This is a genomic window from Bradyrhizobium sp. 41S5, assembly GCF_011516665.3.
In the GTDB taxonomy this organism is placed as follows: domain Bacteria; phylum Pseudomonadota; class Alphaproteobacteria; order Rhizobiales; family Xanthobacteraceae; genus Bradyrhizobium; species Bradyrhizobium quebecense.
Genome location: NZ_CP083721.1, coordinates 2,636,367 through 2,654,525, shown reverse-complemented (window position 1 = coordinate 2,654,525; position 18,159 = coordinate 2,636,367). Strand labels below are relative to the sequence as shown.

The following is an 18,159-nucleotide window of genomic DNA, read 5'->3' as shown; positions in this document are numbered from 1 at the left end:
AACGCTCTATTGCTCGCCGTCACGCAGGCGCCGGTAGACCGCGCCCAGCACGTTCGAATAATCGTCGGTCCAGACCCACTGCTTCTCGTTGGCGTCGGTTTCGGTCCAGACATCGGACGACGCAAGCTTGCCGACGTCGGCGTCCTCGCGCGCGGAGACCACGACCGAGGTCGAGAAGATGTACTCGTTGTCGCGGCCGGAATCCTCGCTGTAGACCCAGCTCTTCATGTCGTTGGCGTCAGCGATGCCGACCACGACGCTGGCAAGTTCGAGATGCCGGTTGGAGACGTGCATCACGACCGCGCCCTGCGGCGCCAGCTTCTCCTTGTAGATCGCCATCGCCTCCTCGGTCGCAAGATGGATCGGGATCGCGTCCGACGAATAGGCGTCGACGATGATGAGATCGTAGACGCCGTCCGGCTCCTTGGCGAAGGTCAGCCGCGCGTCGCCGATCACGGGCTTCAGGTTCGGCTCGCAGCTCTGGATGTAGGTGAAGTATTTCGGGTCGCGCGCGGTATCGACCATCGACTGGTCGATCTCGAAGAATCGCCAGTCCTCGCCGGGGGCCGAGGCGCAGGTCAGCGTCCCCGAGCCGAGGCCGATGACAGCCACCTTCAGCGGCGCGCCCTTGCGCTCGCGCATTGCGGTGATGGCCTGCCCGATGCCGCCGTCCTTGTGATAGTAGCTGATCGGCTCCGGCTTTCCGGTGACCGGCGTGCCGTCGTCGTTCTTGAACCTCTCGGCGCCGTGGATCGTGGTGCCGTGCATCAGCACGTGATACTGCCCGTTCGGCGTCACCACGATCTTGTGCACGCCGAAGAAGCTGCGCACGGTTTCGACGCGGCCATCGTCGGATGGATAGGCGCGCAGCACCACCAGCGCGACCACGACGGTGGCGAAGATCTTCCAGCGATTGGCATTCAGTGCGAGCGCGAGCAGCGCCGAGAGCACGCCGACTGCGCCGATCACCCACACCCGGTGGTCGTCGAACCAGTTGAAGATGTCGCCGGCCGAATAGCTCGGCGCGATCAGCGCCACCGCCAGCACCGCAAGTAACGGCCAGTACCAGGCGCTCCAGCGCGGCAGCCGCTCCGCGCCGCCGGGCGGACGGCACAGCGCCGCGAGCGCCAGCAGGATCGGATATTCGGCGATCCATGAGAAGGTGAACGGCGCGATCAGCCCCGCGAACAGGCCGCCGACCATGCCGCCGAACGACAGCGCGACATAGAAGCCGGTGAGATATTTCGCCGCGGGACGGGTGCGCGCGAGCTCGCCGTGGCAGGCCATCGCGATGATGAAGAAGCAGAGCTGATGGCCGCCGAGCGTGAGCAGCAGGTTCTGCTCGCCGCCGACCGCGAGAAGAATAACCACGCCGGCGATCGCCAGCGGCTGCGCCAGCAGCATCCATTTGTGCGCCAGCAGCGGCCGCGACTGGAACACCAGCACCCAGGTCAACAGATACAGCGACAGCGGCAGCACCCAGAGCAAGGGAGCAGCCGCGACGTCGGTCGAGATATGCGCGGTCACTGCGATCAGCAGGCCGGACGGCACGGCAGCCAGGAAGATCCAGCGCGCCCGCAGCGACCAGGACGGCGCCGGTGCGTTGGCATCATCACCTTGCACGTCGCGTGCGGCGGCATAGGCCGGCGACCGCAACAGCAGCACGCCACAGCTTGCGATCAGAACGATCAGCAGCCCATAGCCGCCGGTCCAGATCAGGTTCTGGGTGCGCAAGGTGAACATCGGCTCGAGCAGCACCGGATAGGACAGCAGCGCCAGGAAGCTGCCGATGTTCGAGGACGCATAGAGAAAATACGGATCGGGGCCGTTGGGGTGGCCGGTGCGCACGAACCAGGCCTGCAGCAGCGGGTTGTTGGCGGCGAGCGCGAAGAACGGCAGGCCGATCGAGACCGCGAACAGGCCGAGCAGCCAGACCGCATAGCCCGAGGTCGGCGGCTCGCCCCAGCCGCTCCTGATCGAGAGCGGCAATGTCAGCAGCGCGACGACGAGCACCACGAGATGCACCACGATCGGCACCACACGGCTGTTCAGCTTCATCAAGAGATGCGCGTAAGCGTAGCCGCCGAGCAGCAGCGACTGGAAGAACACCATCGCCACCGACCACACCGCCGGCGAGCCGCCGAGCCGCGGCAGCACCATCTTGGTGAACAGCGGCTGCACCGAGAACAGCAACAGGGCACTGACGAAGATCGCCGCGGTGTAGACAACCAGCACCAGCCGGTTTCGCGAGGCGGACGGCTCAGATGTCATGAAAGCTCCGGCATGGCCCCGGCGGGCGCCGGAGGCGGACGGTCCGGCGCACCGCACCGGGGATTGGGATTGAGCATACGGCAGTATCACGGACAAGAAACCGCAGTCACGCGGACTTGACGACGGGGCGCTGCGGCGCCACAGCACGTGCTCTAATCACTGCCTCTTGAAGCGGACATGAACGAAACAGACGTCGTCATCATCGGTGCGGGGCACAACGGCCTCACCTGCGCGGCCTATCTCGCGATGGCCGGGCTCAAGGTCAGGGTCGTCGAGCGCCGCAAGGTGGTCGGCGGCGCCGCCGTCACCGAAGAGTTTTGTCCGGGCTTCCGCAATTCGGTCGCCGCCTACACGGTGAGCCTGCTCAACCCGCAAATCATCTCCGACCTGAAACTTGCCGAGCACGGCCTCAAGATCGTCGAACGCCGCGCGCAGAACTTCCTCCCCGCACCCGACGGCAGTTACCTGCTGACCGGCGAAGGCCGCACCCAGCCGTCGGTCGAGAAACTCAGCCAGCGGGATGCGGCAACGATCGGCGTGTTCTCGGGGGAACTCGAAGCCATCGCCGATGTGCTGCGCCAGTTCGTGCTGCGTGCGCCGCCGAACCTGGTCGAGGGCTTCGGCCTCGGCGCAATGGGTGAGGCCTTCAACGCGCTCGGCACCGCCAACATCCTGCGCCGGCTGTCGCTCGAGCAGCAGCGCAATTTGCTCGACCTGTTCACACGCTCGGCCGGCGAGATGCTCGACGAGCGTTTCGAGAACGACCTCGTCAAGGCGCTGTTCGGCTTCGACGCCATCGTCGGCAATTATGCCAGCCCCTACGCGGCCGGCTCGGCCTATGTGATGCTGCACCATGCGTTCGGCGAGGTGAACGGCAAGAAGGGCGTCTGGGGCCATGCGATCGGCGGCATGGGCGCGATTACCCAGGCGATGGCGCATGCCGCGCGCAGCCATGGCGTCAAGATCGAAACCGATGCGCCTGTCCGCGAGGTGATCGTCGAGAAGGATCGCGCCACCGGCGTCATCCTCGACAGTGGCGAGACTATCAGCGCCAGATATGTCGTCTCCAACGTCAACCCGAAGCTGCTCTACACGCGCCTGGTGCCGGAAGGCGCACTGGCAAGCGAATTCCGCACGCGCATCGAGCGATGGCAGAACGGCTCCGGCACGTTCAGGATGAATGTGGCGCTCGGGGCCCTGCCCTCGTTCACCGCGCTGCCCGGTCCGGGCGATCACCTCACGGCGGGCATCATCATCGCGCCTGGTCTCGGCTACATGGATCGTGCCTGGCGCGATGCGCGCGAATTCGGCTGGAGCCGCGCGCCCGTCGTCGAGGTGCTGATCCCCTCGACGCTCGACGACAGTTTGAGCCCGCCGGGCCAGCATGTCGCGAGCCTGTTCTGCCAGCACGTCGCGCCGCAATTGCCCGACGGCAAATCATGGGACGACCATCGCGAAGAGGTCGCCGACCTCATGATCGCAACCGTCGATAATTACGCCCCCGGCTTCGCGAGCAGTGTGATCGGCCGCCAGATCCTGTCGCCGCTCGACCTCGAGCGGCAGTTCGGCTTGCTCGGCGGCGACATCTTTCACGGCGCGCTAACGCTGAACCAATTGTTCTCGGCGCGTCCCATGCTCGGCCATGCCGATTACCGCGGACCGCTGCGCGGTCTCTACCATTGCGGTTCCGGCGCCCATCCCGGCGGCGGGGTCACCGGCGCCCCCGGCCACAACGCCGCGCGGGCCGTCCTCGCCGACCATCGCGCGCTGTTCGCATAGAGCGGAGGGCGCATCGGGCGGCGCAGTCATGGCCGGGCCAAGCTGTGGACAGGTCTGTTGAGAAGCTGTGGGTCGGCCGCAGGCAGGCCCGGTGTCCCTCGGCGGGACAATCGGTGCGTATCCCGGTGGACTGCCTGTGGAACGGAGGCCGACAACCCCGGGACAACGCGCTGGAAGCCTTGTGGACAGGCTGCGTGAGGCTCTGTGGGCAACCTGTCAAAAAGAAAACACCGGGCCTCGTTGCCCGGTGCTTACTCGAGAACGCCGCCGAAATTACTTGAGCGAGCTCGCGACCGTGCTGAACGTCCCGCTCAAGTTCGTGCCGACGCCATTCACCGCGGCGATGATGGCGATGGCGATGCCGGTCGCAATCAGTCCGTATTCGATGGCGGTCGCGCCGGATTCATTCTTCAAGAACCTAACGAAAAGAGTCTTCATTGCAGCCCTGCCCTGGGTTGTGATGCCTTGGAACCAAGGGAGCTCCCGAGTTCCGCCTCCGTACTAATACGGCGGTATCTAAGGTTGTCTGAATCGGGAACCTATCAATTCTCGCGATATTCGATTGAATCCGGCTTGAAACTTTAACAAAATCCACGCTACCGGCATCCGATGACCCCATCCACACACCGCGCCAGCATCACCCTTCCAGACGAACCGACCGCAAAGCGTGTGGTCGACGCGCTTTCCGAGCTGTATTTCGAGGATCAGGCGGCTTTTGCGGCCTTCGAGCGGCCCGACGGCCGCTGGGACGTCACCATCCATTTTGCCGAGGCGCCGGACCAGGCCTTACTGCGCGAGCTGGTCGGCCAGGCCGTGGTGCGACAGGATATCGCATCAACTTTGGTATTTGACACCGTCGAGGCGAAGGACTGGGTCAAGGCCAGTCTGGAAGATTTGGTCCCGGTCGCGGCCGGCCGGTTCATCGTCCACGGCCAGCATGACCGGCACAAGATACCGCCCAACAAGCTCGGGATCGAGATCGAGGCGGCGCTCGCCTTCGGCACCGGCCATCACGGCACCACGCGCGGCTGCCTGCTGCTGCTCGACCACGTGCTGAAGGCCTATCAGCCCCGCCGGGTGCTCGATCTCGGCACCGGGACCGGCGTGCTGGGGATCGCCGCCGCCAAGGCCCAGCATCGCAAGGTGCTGGCGAGCGACATCGACCCGCCCTCGGTACGGGTCGCCGAGGAGAATGCCCGGCTGAACGGGGCAGGACATCTGGTGGATGTGATCCGTGCCACCGGCTTTGCATCGCCGCGGTTTGCCGAGGACGGGCCGTTCGATCTGGTGCTCGCCAACATCCTCGCCAATCCGCTGCGCCAGCTGGCGGGGCCCATGGCCCGGCACCTCGCATCGTCGGCGCAGGTCATCCTCTCGGGCTTGCTGACGCATCAGGCACCGGCGGTCATCGCCGCCTATCGCGCCCGCGGGCTGGTGCCGCTGCGGCATCTGAAGATCGAGGGCTGGAGCAGCCTGCTGCTGCGCTCCGTCAGGTGAAATGACCGCGACCGGCAGACAGTGCGACGACTGCACGCTCTGCTGCAAGGTGATGGCGATCGAGGAGCTGGCGAAGCCGGCCAACGCATGGTGTGCGCATTGCAAGCCGGGGGGGGGCTGCCGGATCTATCCAAGCCGGCCGGCGGAGTGCCGCGCGTTCAGCTGCGTCTGGCTGGTCAACGAGCTGCTGGAGGAGCACTGGAAGCCCTCCCGATCGAAGCTCGTCCTGACAACGTCGGATGATGGCCTCGAGGTCAGATGCGATCCGGGCTTCCCGAATGCCTGGCGCAGGGAGCCGTTTCGCAACGAACTCAGGGAATGGGCGATATCCGGCGAGCCGCTCGACATGACCGTCGTCGTGATCGTCGGTCAGCGCATGACGCTGCTGACGCCGGAGCGCGAATTCGATCTGAGTGTCGTCGGCCCCGATGAACGGATCGTACGTGAACTCGAGGGCACCAGGGTCATCAATGTAACCGTGGCGAAGGCGTCCGACCTCGCACCGTAAACGCGATCTGCGGATTGGTTATTCGGGTGCAGCGGAATCGCGGCCGGCCGTGTCGGCCTTGCCTTGAGCGGCCGCGCGCCTGGCCCGCGCCTCGACCAAACGGTCGAGCATCTGGACGATGACGCCACGTTGCTTCTGCTCGACCGGCGCGATCGGCCCGCGGCGAACCGGCGGCGAGATCTTCTCAAACGTGAATGCAGGCATCGTGCATCTCCTCACCGTTGAGTTGAGACACTCCTGGACACCCCCCGTACACTTGACCGGCGATGGTGGACATCGTCCGGTCACTTCCACTATGCCATGATTCAAGCATAAGTTATGCCAAAAATGTGGTCATGCCTCAGCGCGTCGGCGCGAAGCTCATGCTGCATCCGAAGAGAGTGCAAAGGCAATGTTCGAAGCCCATTTCCAGACGTTCGAAGAGCCCGAAGGCGGCGTGGCGCTGACCGCGCGCTTAAGCGCGCTGCGCGAGGAATTAGCGCGGCGCAAGCTGACCGGGTTTGTGGTTCCCCGCGCCGATCAGCAGCAGAATGAGTATGTTGCGGCGTCCGAAGAGCGGCTTGCCTGGCTGACCGGCTTCACCGGATCGGCCGGGCTCGCGATCGTGCTGAGCAAGGAAGCCGCCCTGTTCGTCGACGGGCGCTACACGCTGCAGGCCGGCAAGCAGGTCGACCGCAAGGCCTGGCAGGTCGAACCGCTGGTCGATCCGCCGCCGGAGCACTGGCTGACCCGGCATCTGGCAGCCGGCGACCGCCTAGGATTTGACCCGTGGCTGCACACTTCTGCGGCAGCCGAACGGCTGGCGGCGGCCTGCGCCAAGGCCGGCGCCGAGCTGGTCGCCGTCGACGGCAACCCGGTCGATACGATCTGGCACGAACGGCCGGCACCGCCGCTCGGCCCGGTCGCGATCCACGGCGCGCAGTTCTCCGGCGAGATCGAGGCCGAGAAGCTGAAGCGCATCCGGCTCGAGATCAACAAGCTCGGCGTCGATGCGCTGGTGCTCTCCGACAGCCACGCTGTGGCCTGGACCTTCAACATCCGCGGCGCCGACGTCTCGCATACGCCGCTGCCGCTGTCCTACGCGCTGGTGCCGAAGGAAGGCCGGCCGCTGGTGTTCATCGATCATCGCAAGCTGGCCAACGCGACCCGCGACCATCTCGAGCAATCCGCCGATGTCGAGGAACCGGCGGCGCTGACGCCAAAACTGACCGAACTCGCCAAGCGCGGCGCCTCGATCGCACTCGACAGCGCGACCGCGGCAGACGCCTTAAGCCGCCTGATCTCCGGCGCCGGCGGCAAGCCGGTGCGCGGCAGCGATCCGGTCAGCCTGCTGAAGGCGGTCAAGAACCTCACCGAGATCGACGGCACGCGCACCGCGCACCAGCGCGACGCGGTGGCGCTCGTGCGCTTCCTCGCCTGGATCGACCGCGAGGCGCCCTCGGGCCACCTCACCGAGATCGACACCGTCGAGGCGCTGGAAACCTTCCGCCGCCAGACCGGCGCGCTGAAGGACGTCTCGTTCCCGACCATCGCCGGCACCGGGCCGAACGGCGCCATCGTGCATTATCGCGTGACGCGTAAGAGCAACCGCCGCATCGAGCCCGGCGATCTGCTGCTGATCGATTCCGGCGCGCAATATGAGGATGGCACCACCGACGTCACCCGCACCATCGCGATCGGCAAGCCGACCGACGAGATGCGTGACCGCTTCACCCGCGTGCTGCGCGGCCATATCGCGATCGCCCGCGCGATCTTCCCCGACGGCACCACCGGCGCGCAGCTCGACAGCTTCGCGCGGCAATATCTCTGGCAGGCCGGGATCGATTTCGAGCACGGCACCGGCCACGGCGTCGGCAGCTATCTCAGCGTCCATGAAGGGCCGGCGCGGATCTCGAAGCTCGGCACCACGCCGCTGAAGCGCGGCATGATCCTGTCCAACGAGCCAGGCTACTACAAGACCGACGCCTACGGCATCAGGATCGAGAACCTCGAGCTGGTGATCGGCACCGACATTGCCGGCGCCGAGAAGCCGGTCAACGCGTTCGAGACGCTGACGCTGGCGCCGATCGATCGCCGCCTGATCGAGGTCAACATGCTGAGCGAAGGCGAATTGAGCTGGCTTAACGACTACCACGCCCGCGTCGCGCGCGTGGTCCGCCCGCATCTCGACGACAACGCCACCAAGCTGTGGCTGGATGAGGCGACGGCGGCGCTGAAGTAGCAGCGCCCAAACGTCCACACACTCGACGTCGTCCCGGCGAAGGCCGGGACCCATAGCCACCGCCGTCTGCTGTTGCATGACGCTGGGGCCACAGCGCGCTTCAACAATACACGCCTGTGGTTATGGGTCCCGGCTTTCGCCGGGACGACAGTGTAGATGTTGCGCGAGACGAAACATCACCACGCTTCGTCGCCCGAATTCGCATGGGCGTATGCCGAAACACACGTATTCCGCGCGAACGGGCACGCTACAGTCTTTCCACAATGCTGGATCGGACCTGAATGCACGGCGTGATGGGCAAGCCGCCCGGCGCGGCCCAAGAGAACATCAAAGACAACGACATCGCGACATCGAAGGTCATGCTGCTGATGCTCGTCGTGATGACGGGCGTCGCGCCGATCTCGCTCTACATGCTGGTTCCGGCGCTGCCGGTGCTCGCGACCACGTTCGGCCGCGACATCGGAATCGCGCAGATGACCGTGTCGCTCTACATGGTCGGCATCGCGCTGTCGCAGCTGATCATGGGGCCGCTGTCCGACAAGTTCGGCCGCCGCCCGGTGCTGCTCTCGGGCCTCGGACTGATGGTGGTGGCCGGCATCGGCTCTGACTTCGCCGAGACTCTGCCGCAACTGATCGCGGCGCGCTTCTTTCAGGCGCTCGGCGGCGCCAGCGGCATGGTGATCAGCCGCGCCATCATCCGCGATCTCTATCCGCGCGAGCGGGTCGGCGCCATGATCAGCCTCGTCGTCGCCGCGCTGATGATCGCGCAGATGGTGAGCCCGCTCACCGGCGGTCTGCTGGAAACCACATTCGGCTGGCGCGCGATCCTCTATCTCATCACTGCGGCGTCGCTGATCACCACGATCTTCATCGCGCTCGCCCTGCCCGAAACCCGCCGCGACCGCACCGACAGCTCCAGCTTCCGCGGCGATCTCGGCAAACTGATGCGAAGCCGCGCCTTCGTCGGCTATCTGCTGTGCCAGGTGCTGGCCTCGCAGATCATCTTCGCCTTCGCCGGCGGCGGTCCCTATATCGTGGTGACCCAGATGGGCCGCAGCAGCGCCGAATACGGCGCGTGGTTCGCGATGACGGGGTTCGGCTACTTCATCGGCAATCTCCTCTGCGTCCGGTTCGCGCCGCGCCACTCGCTGGAGAAGCTGATCTGGTTCGGCCTCGCGCTGCAGGTCGGCGGCAGCCTGCTGAACCTGATCTGGAGTTTCGCCGGGCTGAACCAGGCGCCGCTCTGGCTGTTCGGCACCCAGATGATCGTGATGGTCGCCAATGCCTTCGTGATGGCCAATTCGGCCGCCGGTGCCATCAGCATCCGCCCCGAGGCCGCGGGCACCGCCTCCGGCGCGATGGGCTTCCTGCAGCAGGGCATCGGCTCGCTGATCTCGCAGTTCGGCGCCTATCTCGGCGGCCACTCGACCACCACGCTGCCGTTGACATCGGCGATCTTCGCGATCTCGATCGCCTGCTCCTGCACCATGATCTTCGTCGTACCGCGGCGGAACGTGGTGGTGAGCGAAGAGCTGATCGCGCAGGCCGAGGAGGATGAGCAGGGAATGATGTGAGTTGCACACGTGCCCACGCTTTCGCCTCGTCATCCCCAGCGAAAGGGGGGGATCCAGTACGCCGCGGCCTATCGGGTGAATCACTGCGGCCTCTGGAATACTGGGTCCCCCGCTTTCGCGGAGGACGACAGCGGCAAGTGCGGCAGCGCCGCGCCTTACGCTCCAATCAGCTTCAGCCACTCGTCTTCGGTCAGCACGGTGACGCCGTGTTTTTGGGCATCCGTCAATTTCGAGCCCGCACCGGGTCCCGCAATTAGGTAATCTGTCTTCTTAGACACAGAGCTGGCGGCCTTCGCGCCGAGCCTCTCGGCGTTAGCTTTGGCCTCGTCACGCGTCATCTTTTCCAGCGACCCGCTGAAAACCACGGTTTTCCCAGAGATCGCCGAATTGCTCTTCGGCTTCTCGGCGTCGATGATCTCGTCGAGCTCCCTGGTCAGACGCTCGACGATGCCGCGATTATGGCTTTCGCCGAAATAGTCCGCGATGCTCTTGATCACGGTGTCGCCGATCTGGTCGAGCGCGTCCATCTCGGCGATCGCCTCCTCGTCGCCCTTGGCGACCTTGAGGCAGGCATCGTGGAACGCCTCCCACGAGCCGTAGCCGCGCGCGAGCGCCAGCGCGGTGGTCTCCCCGACATGGCGCATGCCGAGTGAATAGATGAAGCGCTCCAGCCCGATCCGGCGACGGCTGTCGATCGCGGCGAACAGATTGCGTACCGAGGTTTCGCCATAGCCCTCGATGTCCTCGAGCTTCAGCTTGGCGTTGCGCTTCGGCAGCGTGAAGATGTCGGCGGGCTCCTTGACCCAGCCCTCGTCGAAGAAATATTGCAGCTGCTTCACGCCGAGGCCGTCGATGTCGAACGCCCGTCGCGACACGAACAGAATGAGGTGCTCGATCTTCTGGAACGGACAGGCGAACTCGCCGCTGCAGCGCAGCCGCGAGCCCTCCTCGCCAGTCGCGGTCTCCTCGCGCACCACGTCGGTGTGCAGCGGGCACGGGCACTTCTTCGGAAAGTGGAACTCCTTCGCGCTCTTCGGCCGCTTGTCGATCACGACATCGACGACCTGCGGGATCACGTCGCCGGCGCGCTGGATCACCACGGTGTCGCCGATCCTGATGTCGCGTCCCTCGCGCAGCACCTCGCCCTTGTTGCCGATGCCCTTGATGTAATCCTCGTTATGCAGCGTGACGTTCTGCACGATCACACCGCCGACGCCGACCGGCTCGAGCTTGCCGACCGGCGTGAACGAGCCGGTACGCCCGACCTGGATCTCGATGTCGCGCAGCACGGTCATGGCGCGCTCCGCCGGGAATTTGTGCGCGATCGCCCAGCGCGGCGTGCGTGACACGAAGCCGAGCCGCTCCTGCCAGTCGATGCGATCGACCTTGTAGACGACGCCATCGATGTCGTAGTCGAGCTCGGCGCGCTGCTCCTCGATCTTGCGATGGAAGGCGATCAGTTCGTCGACCGAGTGGCACAATTTGGTCAACGGGTTGGTCTTGAAGCCGCAGCGCTCGAACCAGTGGATCATGCCGGTCTGTGTCTCTTCCGGCATCGCGCTCATCTCGCCCCAGGCGTAGGCGAAGAAACCGAGCGGCCGCGAGGCCGTGATACCAGGATCCTTCTGCCGCAGCGAGCCGGCCGCGGAATTGCGCGGATTGGCGAAGATGGTGCCGCCTTCAGCTTTCTGCCGCTCGTTCAGTGCCAGGAACGCCTTCTTGGTCATATAGACCTCGCCGCGCACCTCGCAGATCTCGGGCACGTTGCGGCCCTTGAGCTTCTGCGGCACATCCTCCAGCGTGCGGATGTTCGCGGTCACGTCCTCGCCTTCGGCGCCGTCGCCGCGCGTCGCCGCAGTGACGAGTTCGCCGCCCTCGTAGCGCAGCGACATCGAGAGCCCATCGATCTTCGGCTCGGCCGAGAAATCGATTTTGTCGTCCGGCAGCTTCAGGAAGCGCGTGATGCGTCCGACGAAGTCGACCACGTCAGCTTCCGCAAACGCGTTGTCGAGCGACAGCATCGGGACCGAATGGCGGACCTTCCTGAAGCGCCCCGACGGCGCGGCACCGACCCTGTGCGAGGGAGATTCCGCGGTGACGAATTCAGGGAAACGCTTCTCGATCGCGTTGTAACGCTGCCGCAGCGCGTCGTATTCGGCATCGGTGACGCTGGGCGCGTCGTCCTGATAATAGCGCTTGTCGTGGCCCTCGAGCTCGAGCGCAAGCCGCATCAACTCGACCTTGGCCTGGGCCTTGGTGAGCTTGTCGACGTCGACCAGCGCTTTCTTCGCCTTGGCAGCCATGGGCAAACTAGCTCGCCGCCCTGAGCAGCCGCTCCGCCGCTGCCCTCGCCTCCGCAGTGATCTCGGCGCCGGCCAGCATGCGTGCGATCTCTTCGCGGCGGTGATCGGCGGCGAGCGCGTTGACGCGGGTGGCGACCCGCTTGCCCTTGTCGAGCGCATCCTTGGAGATTAGAAGATGCTGGCTGGCGCGGGCTGCGACCTGCGGCGCATGCGTCACCGCCATCACCTGCACCTTGCCGGCGAGGCGCGCCAGCCGCGAGCCGATCGCATCCGCCACCGCGCCGCCCACACCGGTGTCGATTTCGTCGAACACCAAAGTCGGCGCCGAGCCGCGATCGGCCAGCACGACCTTCAGCGCCAGCAGGAAGCGCGACAGCTCACCGCCGGAGGCGACCTTCATCATCGGCCCCGGCTTGGTGCCCGGATTGGTCTGCACCCAGAACTCGACACGGTCGATGCCCTGCGGTCCCGGCGCGGCGGCATTGGCCTCGACCTGCGTCATGAATTTCGCGCGCTCGAGCTTGAGCGGCGCGAGCTCGGCATTGACGGCCTTGTTGAGCTTCTCGGCCGCCTTGGCGCGCGCCGCCGACAGCTTTGCCGCCGCGGCAGCATAGCGCTTGTCGGCCTCGGCTGCGGCCGCTTCCAGCTTCTTCAACTGATCGGCGCCGGCATCGATCAGCGCGACGTCATCAGCGTATTGCGCCGCCAGCGCGGCCAGTAGATCGACCGGCGTCGAATATTTGCGCGAGGCGGCGCGCAGCGCGAACAGCCGCTCCTCGATCCGTTCGAGCTCGGCCGGATCGAAATCGGTCGCCGCCAGTGCGGCGTGGAGATGCTGGTCGGCCTCTTCCAGCGCATTGATCGCGATATCGATCGCCTTGACCGCCGGCTCGATCAGGCCGGGCGCATTGGCAGCACGCCGCTCCAGCCGCCGTACTGCCGCGGACAGGGCCGACACCGGCGAATGCGAGCCGCCGATCGCCTCCTGCGCCTCGCGCAGATCGGTCGCGACCTTCTCGCCCTGCATCATGGTGGTGCGGCGGTTGGCGAGCTCGGTCTCCTCGCCCTCCTTCGGCGCCAGCGCCTTCAGCTCCTGGGAGGCATGGCGCAGATAGTCGGCCTCGCGCGCGGCGCGCTCCATGCCGGCGCGATGCCCGTCGAGGTCAGCGTTGGCGGTCCGCCTGATATCCCACAGTGCTTCCAGCGCGGCGACGTCCTTCTCGTGGCCGGCGAAGGCGTCGAGCAGCTGGCGGTGGGTGGAGGCGTCGACCAAAGCGCGCTCGTCGTGCTGGCCGTGGATCTCGACCAGAGCCGCGCCGACCGCCCTCAGGGTCTGCACGCTGATCGCCTGGTCGTTGATGAAGGCGCGGGTGCGGCCGTCGGCGAGTTGCACGCGGCGCAGGATCATCTCGCCGGTGTCGTCGAGGCCGTTCTCGGCCAGGATCCTGGCGGCCGGGTGCCCCTTCGGGACATCGAACGTGGCGGTGACCTGCCCCTGCTCGGCGCCATGACGCACCAGTCCGGCATCGCCACGGCCGCCGAGCGCCAGCGCAAAGGCATCAAGCAGGATGGATTTGCCGGCGCCGGTTTCGCCGGTCAGCACCGCCAGGCCACGGGAAAATTCGATATCGAGCCGTTCGATCAGGACGATGTCACGGATCGACAGACGGGCCAGCATGCGAGGACAATTCCTAGCCGAGACCTATCTTCTTGAAGGTCCTGCTGATCCAGGATCCCTGATTCTCGCTCGGCTCGAGACCGCCGGACTTTACTAGATTATACGCGTCCTTGTACCAGCGGCTGTCCGGAAAATTGTGGCCGAGCACCGCGGCGGCGGTCTGCGCCTCGCCCACGATGCCGATCGCCATATAGGCCTCGGTAAGCCGGTAGAGCGCCTCTTCGACGTGGCGCGTGGTCTGGTACTGGGTGACGACGGTCTTGAAGCGGTTGATCGCGGCGGTGTAGTCGCGCTTCTCGACGTAGTAGCGTCCGACCGCCATCTCCTTGCCGGCGAGCTGGTCGCGCGCGGCCTGGATCTTGTTCTTGGCCTGGGTGGCGTATTCGGAGGTCGGATATTTGCGCACCACCTCTTCGAGTGCCGCGATCGCCTTCTCGGTGCGGCTCTGGTCGCGCGAGATATCCGGGATCTGGTCGAAATGCGATGCCGCGATGAGGTACTGGGCGTAGGACGCGTCCGGACTGCCGGGATGCAGCGTGACGTAGCGCGTCGCCGAGCCGATGCAGCTGTCGTAGTCGCCCGCCTGATAGTACGAATAGGCCGACATCAGGAGCGACTTGCGCGCCCAGTCCGAATAGGGATGCTGACGGTCGACTTCCTCGAACTTCTTCGAAGCGGCCTTCAAGTCCTTCTTCTCGTTCATCATGTACAAGCCCTCATTGTAGAGCTTGTCCGCGGGCTCATCGACGAAGGTGTCGTCCTTGGCCATGAACTTGTCCCAAAGCGCGCCGGTGCCGCAGCCTGAGAGCGGCAACGCCAGCACGATCAGGCCCGCCGCGAAGCGCAGCGTGCGCGCGGCCTTGGTCAGGCCGGAGACGTCAGAAGAATTGCGTTGTTCGAGCGCCATACGCATTGCCGACATGGATTGTAAAACCTGACGCCTTTGATGCGGTTAACGGCGACCCCACTCCACCCATGAACCGCGATCACGGATGCAATATCTCTCGTGCCGTTGGCGCCGGATCAAGGCAACCGCGGGCCTGTTTAACCGAAAAATGACCGTCGACCAACCGAATAGGGAGCCAATCCGCCGGGAATAAGGCGACCCGGCGAAGCTCACAGCCTGCTGTGGTTATTACGGAAATCGGGCCGACCGCCTGCGGCGATCAGGACACGTCCGGACCGTAGGCCGGGGCGACCAGGCCGCCCACTGTGCTTGCACCGGCTTCGACATGGCCGCGGACCGGCCGCCGGGCGGTCTCCGATTCGACCACGCGCCAGGCGCTGCGGTCGGCGAGCAGCGCCTTCAGCACCGCGTTGTTGAGCTTGTGGCCACCGCGGACCGAACGGTAGCTGCCGAGCAGCGGCAGACCGGCCAGCGCCAGATCGCCGATCACGTCGAGCACCTTGTGGCGGGCGCACTCGTCGGCGTAGCGCAGGCCCTCGGCATTGAGCAGGCGGGCCTCGTCGAACACCACCGTGTTGTCGAAGGAGGCGCCGAGCGCGAAGCCAGCGCCCCACAGCCGCGCCACGTCGTTCATGCAGCCGAAGGTGCGGGCCCGCGCGACTTCGCGGCGGAAGCCTTCCGGCGACAGATCGAAGGAGTAGGTCTGGTGACCGATCACCTTGTTGGCGAAATTGATTTCGACTTCGGCGCGGAACCCGCCGGCGAACGGACGCAGTTCGCCCATCGCATCGCCGATCTTGACCTGCACCGGCTTCAGCACCTGGATGAAGCGGCGGACGCCGGGCTGGGTCACAATACCAGCCTGATCGATGGCAGCGACAAACGCCGCAGCGCTACCGTCCATGATCGGAACTTCTGCCCCATCGACTTCGATCGTGGCGTTGTCGACGCCCATGCCGCGCAGCGCGGCGAGAACATGCTCCGCAGTCGAAACCAGCGGCCCTTCGCGGTCACCCAAAACCGTCGCGAACTCGGTCGCGATCACAGCGTCGGCGGTGGCGGTAACTTCGCGGTCGGCACCCTCGAGACCGGTGCGGACGAAAATAAAACCCGCATCGACAGGTGCAGGTCCCAGCGTGAGACTAACAGGAAGACCGGAATGAACGCCTACGCCAGTCACGGTGGCTTGCGACCGAAGCGTTGTCTGACGGCTGAACTTCATTCGATAATGCCCACTACCCGACTTCGCTCAACATCAAGTGGCCAAACTTCCCCAAGGCCGACTCGCATGAGCTCCCCAAGTCCCGGCAGACCATAGTCACAGCCCCAAATGGCGCCAACTCACGCTTCTTTACCGATTGTTACCCCATCTCCGCCGCATTCGCGCCCAAGGTTAATCCAATTGCGGCAGCGAAAACGGCCTTCGGCGAGTGGCCATCTGACCACCAAAACAATAATTAATCATTTAAAATCAGTTGCTTGTTTACCTGATGCAACCGCCTGCCCGCCAAAAGGAGAAGGCCTCGGCGGTTCCCCGCCGAGGCCTTCTTCGTCGCCAAGGTTGTAACAAACTTCAGTTTGCCTGCCGGCGCAGGAAGGCCGGGATATCAAGATGGTCGTCACCCTGTGGCGCCGGGGCAACAGGCGCCTGGCGGCCATGGGCATCCAATCCCTGCGGTGCCGGGCGCTTCGCATATTCAGATACCGGCGATTCGTTCGCCGATATCTGCTGGGCGACGCTGCGGGCCGGCTTGCGGTCGGGCAGCGGTGGCATCGTCGGCATCGCAGGACCCGAGGCACGGGCCGCGATCGGCGGCTCGGTCTCTTCGTCGCGGCGACCGAGGCCGACATTGGCCAGCCGCTGCAGCAGCGACAGCCGGGTCTTCTGCGGGTGCTCCGCCTCGCCGTCACCGCTGGCCTGGCGGATCTCGGCCTGCGCCGGCATCGGCAGATCCTCGAACTTCGGCATCCGCGGGGCACGGACCGGCGACCGCTCCGCCGCCTGCGGAATGAAGGTCTCGGGCGGCATCGGCTCGTGCTGTTCGGCGCGGGCCGCCTCGTGGTCCGGGAACAACGTCGGCTTCTGGGCGATCGGGCGCACGGTGACGTCACCGTAGGACCCCGGCTGCATCGGCGCCTGAGCCGGTGCGCTGTCCGGGGCAACCGCGGCAGCGATTGCCGCGAGCGCGGCGCGCTCGACGGCCGGACGCTGCTGCGGAGCGGCGGGCGCTGCAATCGGAGCAACCGTCACGCCGGTCGGCGGTTCCAGCTTCTGGGCGCGCTCGGCCATGCGCTGATTGTCGGCACGCAGGCGAGCGGTCAGATCGGCGAGCCGGCTCTCGGGCGAGCCGCCCGGCTGCTGCGCGGGAGCCTGGGCGCGGGAGGCGATCGCGGCCTGCTCGATACCGGTTGCGACCACCGAGACGCGAATGACGCCGTCGAGCGATTCGTCGAAGGTGGCGCCGACGATGATGTTGGCGTCGGCATCGACCTCTTCGCGGATGCGGGTTGCGGCTTCATCGACCTCGAACAGAGTGAGGTCCTTGCCGCCGGTGATCGAGATCAGCAGGCCGCGGGCGCCCTTCATCGAGCTATCGTCGATCAGCGGGTTGGCGATCGCAGCTTCGGCGGCGGTCAGCGCGCGCTTCTCGCCGGTGGCCTCGCCGGTGCCCATCATCGCCTTGCCCATTTCCCGCATCACGGCGCGGACGTCGGCGAAGTCGAGGTTGATCAGGCCTTCCTTGACCATCAGGTCGGTGATGCAGGCGACGCCCGAGTACAGCACCTGGTCGGCCATCGCGAACGCGTCGGCGAAGGTAGTCTTCTCGTTGGCGACCCGGAACAGGTTCTGGTTCGGAATGATCAGCAGCGTGTCGACCACCTTGTGGAGCTCGGAGATACCGTGCTCGGCGGTGCGCATCCGGCGCTGACCCTCGAAGTGGAACGGCTTCGTCACCACGCCGACGGTGAGGATTCCCATTTCCCGGGCGGCCTTGGCGATCACGGGCGCAGCCCCGGTGCCGGTGCCGCCGCCCATGCCGGCGGTGACGAACACCATGTTGGCGCCGGTCAGGTGGTCGCGCAGCTCGTCCATGACCTCCTGCGCGGCCGCAGCGCCGACATCGGGCTGCGATCCGGCGCCGAGGCCCTGGGTGACCTGGGTGCCCATCTGGATGATGCGCTGCGCCTTCGACATGGTCAGCGCCTGCGCGTCGGTGTTGGCGACGACGAAGTCGACGCCCTGCAACCCGGCGGTGATCATGTTGTTGACGGCATTACCACCCGCGCCGCCGACGCCGAAGACGGTGATCCGCGGTTTCAGCTCGCTGATGTCAGGGGGTGTCAGATTGAGTGCCATGGTTGCCTCTCTCGATTATGCGCGCGTTGGTTCGTCCCGGCCGCTGGCCGCAGGAGCTGGTGA

The 18,159-nt window shown here is 65.8% G+C and carries 13 protein-coding genes; 5 read left to right on the top strand and 8 right to left on the bottom strand.

Annotation, left to right across the window (positions count from 1 at the left end; translation table 11 throughout):
• Nucleotides 1-6: 6 nt before the first annotated feature.
• Nucleotides 7-2,271: a spermidine synthase gene (locus tag HAP47_RS12465; RefSeq protein ID WP_173637985.1), complete on the bottom strand. Its 2,265-nt coding sequence runs from the start codon at nucleotides 2,269-2,271 to the stop codon at nucleotides 7-9.
• Between the two features lie 177 nt (nucleotides 2,272-2,448).
• Between HAP47_RS12465 and HAP47_RS12460 the strand changes: the two genes are divergently transcribed.
• Nucleotides 2,449-4,050: a phytoene desaturase family protein gene (locus tag HAP47_RS12460; protein ID WP_173637986.1), complete on the top strand. Its 1,602-nt coding sequence runs from the start codon at nucleotides 2,449-2,451 to the stop codon at nucleotides 4,048-4,050.
• Between the two features lie 273 nt (nucleotides 4,051-4,323).
• Here the strand turns inward: HAP47_RS12460 and HAP47_RS12455 are convergent, their stop codons facing one another.
• Nucleotides 4,324-4,488 (bottom strand): Flp family type IVb pilin, encoded by a 165-nt coding sequence (locus HAP47_RS12455; protein ID WP_173637987.1) that lies wholly within the window; start codon nucleotides 4,486-4,488, stop codon nucleotides 4,324-4,326.
• A gap of 171 nt (nucleotides 4,489-4,659) precedes the next feature.
• On the opposite strand from HAP47_RS12455, the gene HAP47_RS12450 reads away from it, so the two are divergent.
• Both HAP47_RS12450 and HAP47_RS12445 read left to right on the top strand, forming a co-directional pair.
• A complete protein-coding gene (locus HAP47_RS12450; RefSeq protein WP_173637988.1) occupies nucleotides 4,660-5,547 on the top strand; it encodes a 50S ribosomal protein L11 methyltransferase in 888 nt (295 codons plus the stop codon).
• Nucleotide 5,548: 1 nt separating this feature from the next.
• On the top strand, nucleotides 5,549-6,055 hold the full coding sequence (locus HAP47_RS12445) for a hypothetical protein (protein ID WP_176396218.1): 507 nt from the start codon (nucleotides 5,549-5,551) through the stop codon (nucleotides 6,053-6,055).
• Between the two features lie 18 nt (nucleotides 6,056-6,073).
• Here HAP47_RS12445 and HAP47_RS12440 read toward each other — a convergent pair whose 3' ends face one another.
• Complete coding sequence (locus HAP47_RS12440) at nucleotides 6,074-6,259, bottom strand: hypothetical protein (protein ID WP_173637989.1); 186 nt, start codon at nucleotides 6,257-6,259, stop codon at nucleotides 6,074-6,076.
• Nucleotides 6,260-6,446: 187 nt separating this feature from the next.
• Between HAP47_RS12440 and HAP47_RS12435 the strand changes: the two genes are divergently transcribed.
• Both HAP47_RS12435 and HAP47_RS12430 read left to right on the top strand, forming a co-directional pair.
• On the top strand, nucleotides 6,447-8,276 hold the full coding sequence (locus tag HAP47_RS12435; RefSeq protein WP_173637990.1) for an aminopeptidase P family protein: 1,830 nt from the start codon (nucleotides 6,447-6,449) through the stop codon (nucleotides 8,274-8,276).
• A 281-nt stretch (nucleotides 8,277-8,557) separates the two neighbouring features.
• Nucleotides 8,558-9,850 carry a multidrug effflux MFS transporter gene (locus HAP47_RS12430; RefSeq protein ID WP_173637991.1) on the top strand — a complete coding sequence of 431 codons (1,293 nt, stop codon included), beginning with the start codon at nucleotides 8,558-8,560 and terminating at the stop codon, nucleotides 9,848-9,850.
• Nucleotides 9,851-10,005: 155 nt separating this feature from the next.
• Here HAP47_RS12430 and ligA read toward each other — a convergent pair whose 3' ends face one another.
• From ligA to ftsZ, 5 genes are all read right to left on the bottom strand, one after another.
• Nucleotides 10,006-12,153: an NAD-dependent DNA ligase LigA gene (gene ligA, locus HAP47_RS12425; RefSeq protein WP_173637992.1), complete on the bottom strand. Its 2,148-nt coding sequence runs from the start codon at nucleotides 12,151-12,153 to the stop codon at nucleotides 10,006-10,008.
• A gap of 7 nt (nucleotides 12,154-12,160) precedes the next feature.
• Nucleotides 12,161-13,831, bottom strand: a complete 1,671-nt coding sequence (gene recN, locus HAP47_RS12420) for a DNA repair protein RecN (RefSeq protein ID WP_173637993.1) — start codon at nucleotides 13,829-13,831, stop codon at nucleotides 12,161-12,163.
• 13 nt (nucleotides 13,832-13,844) lie between these two features.
• Nucleotides 13,845-14,753, bottom strand: a complete 909-nt coding sequence (locus HAP47_RS12415; protein ID WP_371821762.1) for an outer membrane protein assembly factor BamD — start codon at nucleotides 14,751-14,753, stop codon at nucleotides 13,845-13,847.
• Between the two features lie 244 nt (nucleotides 14,754-14,997).
• Nucleotides 14,998-15,960: a UDP-3-O-acyl-N-acetylglucosamine deacetylase gene (gene lpxC, locus HAP47_RS12410; RefSeq protein WP_173637995.1), complete on the bottom strand. Its 963-nt coding sequence runs from the start codon at nucleotides 15,958-15,960 to the stop codon at nucleotides 14,998-15,000.
• Nucleotides 15,961-16,311: 351 nt separating this feature from the next.
• On the bottom strand, nucleotides 16,312-18,096 hold the full coding sequence (gene ftsZ, locus HAP47_RS12405) for a cell division protein FtsZ (protein ID WP_173637996.1): 1,785 nt from the start codon (nucleotides 18,094-18,096) through the stop codon (nucleotides 16,312-16,314).
• Nucleotides 18,097-18,159 lie beyond the last annotated feature (63 nt).

Excerpts from the sequence above, each read along its gene's own strand:
- HAP47_RS12415 (WP_371821762.1), bottom strand. The coding sequence starts at position 14,753 with ATGTCGGCAATGCGTATGGCGCTCGAACAACGCAATTCTTCTGACGTC.
- HAP47_RS12445 (WP_176396218.1), top strand. The coding sequence starts at position 5,549 with ATGACCGCGACCGGCAGACAGTGCGACGACTGCACGCTCTGCTGCAAG.
- lpxC (WP_173637995.1), bottom strand. The coding sequence starts at position 15,960 with ATGAAGTTCAGCCGTCAGACAACGCTTCGGTCGCAAGCCACCGTGACT.
- HAP47_RS12440 (WP_173637989.1), bottom strand. The coding sequence starts at position 6,259 with ATGCCTGCATTCACGTTTGAGAAGATCTCGCCGCCGGTTCGCCGCGGG.
- HAP47_RS12460 (WP_173637986.1), top strand. The coding sequence starts at position 2,449 with ATGAACGAAACAGACGTCGTCATCATCGGTGCGGGGCACAACGGCCTC.
- HAP47_RS12455 (WP_173637987.1), bottom strand. The coding sequence starts at position 4,488 with ATGAAGACTCTTTTCGTTAGGTTCTTGAAGAATGAATCCGGCGCGACC.
- ligA (WP_173637992.1), bottom strand. The coding sequence starts at position 12,153 with ATGGCTGCCAAGGCGAAGAAAGCGCTGGTCGACGTCGACAAGCTCACC.
- HAP47_RS12450 (WP_173637988.1), top strand. The coding sequence starts at position 4,660 with ATGACCCCATCCACACACCGCGCCAGCATCACCCTTCCAGACGAACCG.
- ftsZ (WP_173637996.1), bottom strand. The coding sequence starts at position 18,096 with ATGGCACTCAATCTGACACCCCCTGACATCAGCGAGCTGAAACCGCGG.
- HAP47_RS12465 (WP_173637985.1), bottom strand. The coding sequence starts at position 2,271 with ATGACATCTGAGCCGTCCGCCTCGCGAAACCGGCTGGTGCTGGTTGTC.
- HAP47_RS12430 (WP_173637991.1), top strand. The coding sequence starts at position 8,558 with ATGCACGGCGTGATGGGCAAGCCGCCCGGCGCGGCCCAAGAGAACATC.
- HAP47_RS12435 (WP_173637990.1), top strand. The coding sequence starts at position 6,447 with ATGTTCGAAGCCCATTTCCAGACGTTCGAAGAGCCCGAAGGCGGCGTG.
- recN (WP_173637993.1), bottom strand. The coding sequence starts at position 13,831 with ATGCTGGCCCGTCTGTCGATCCGTGACATCGTCCTGATCGAACGGCTC.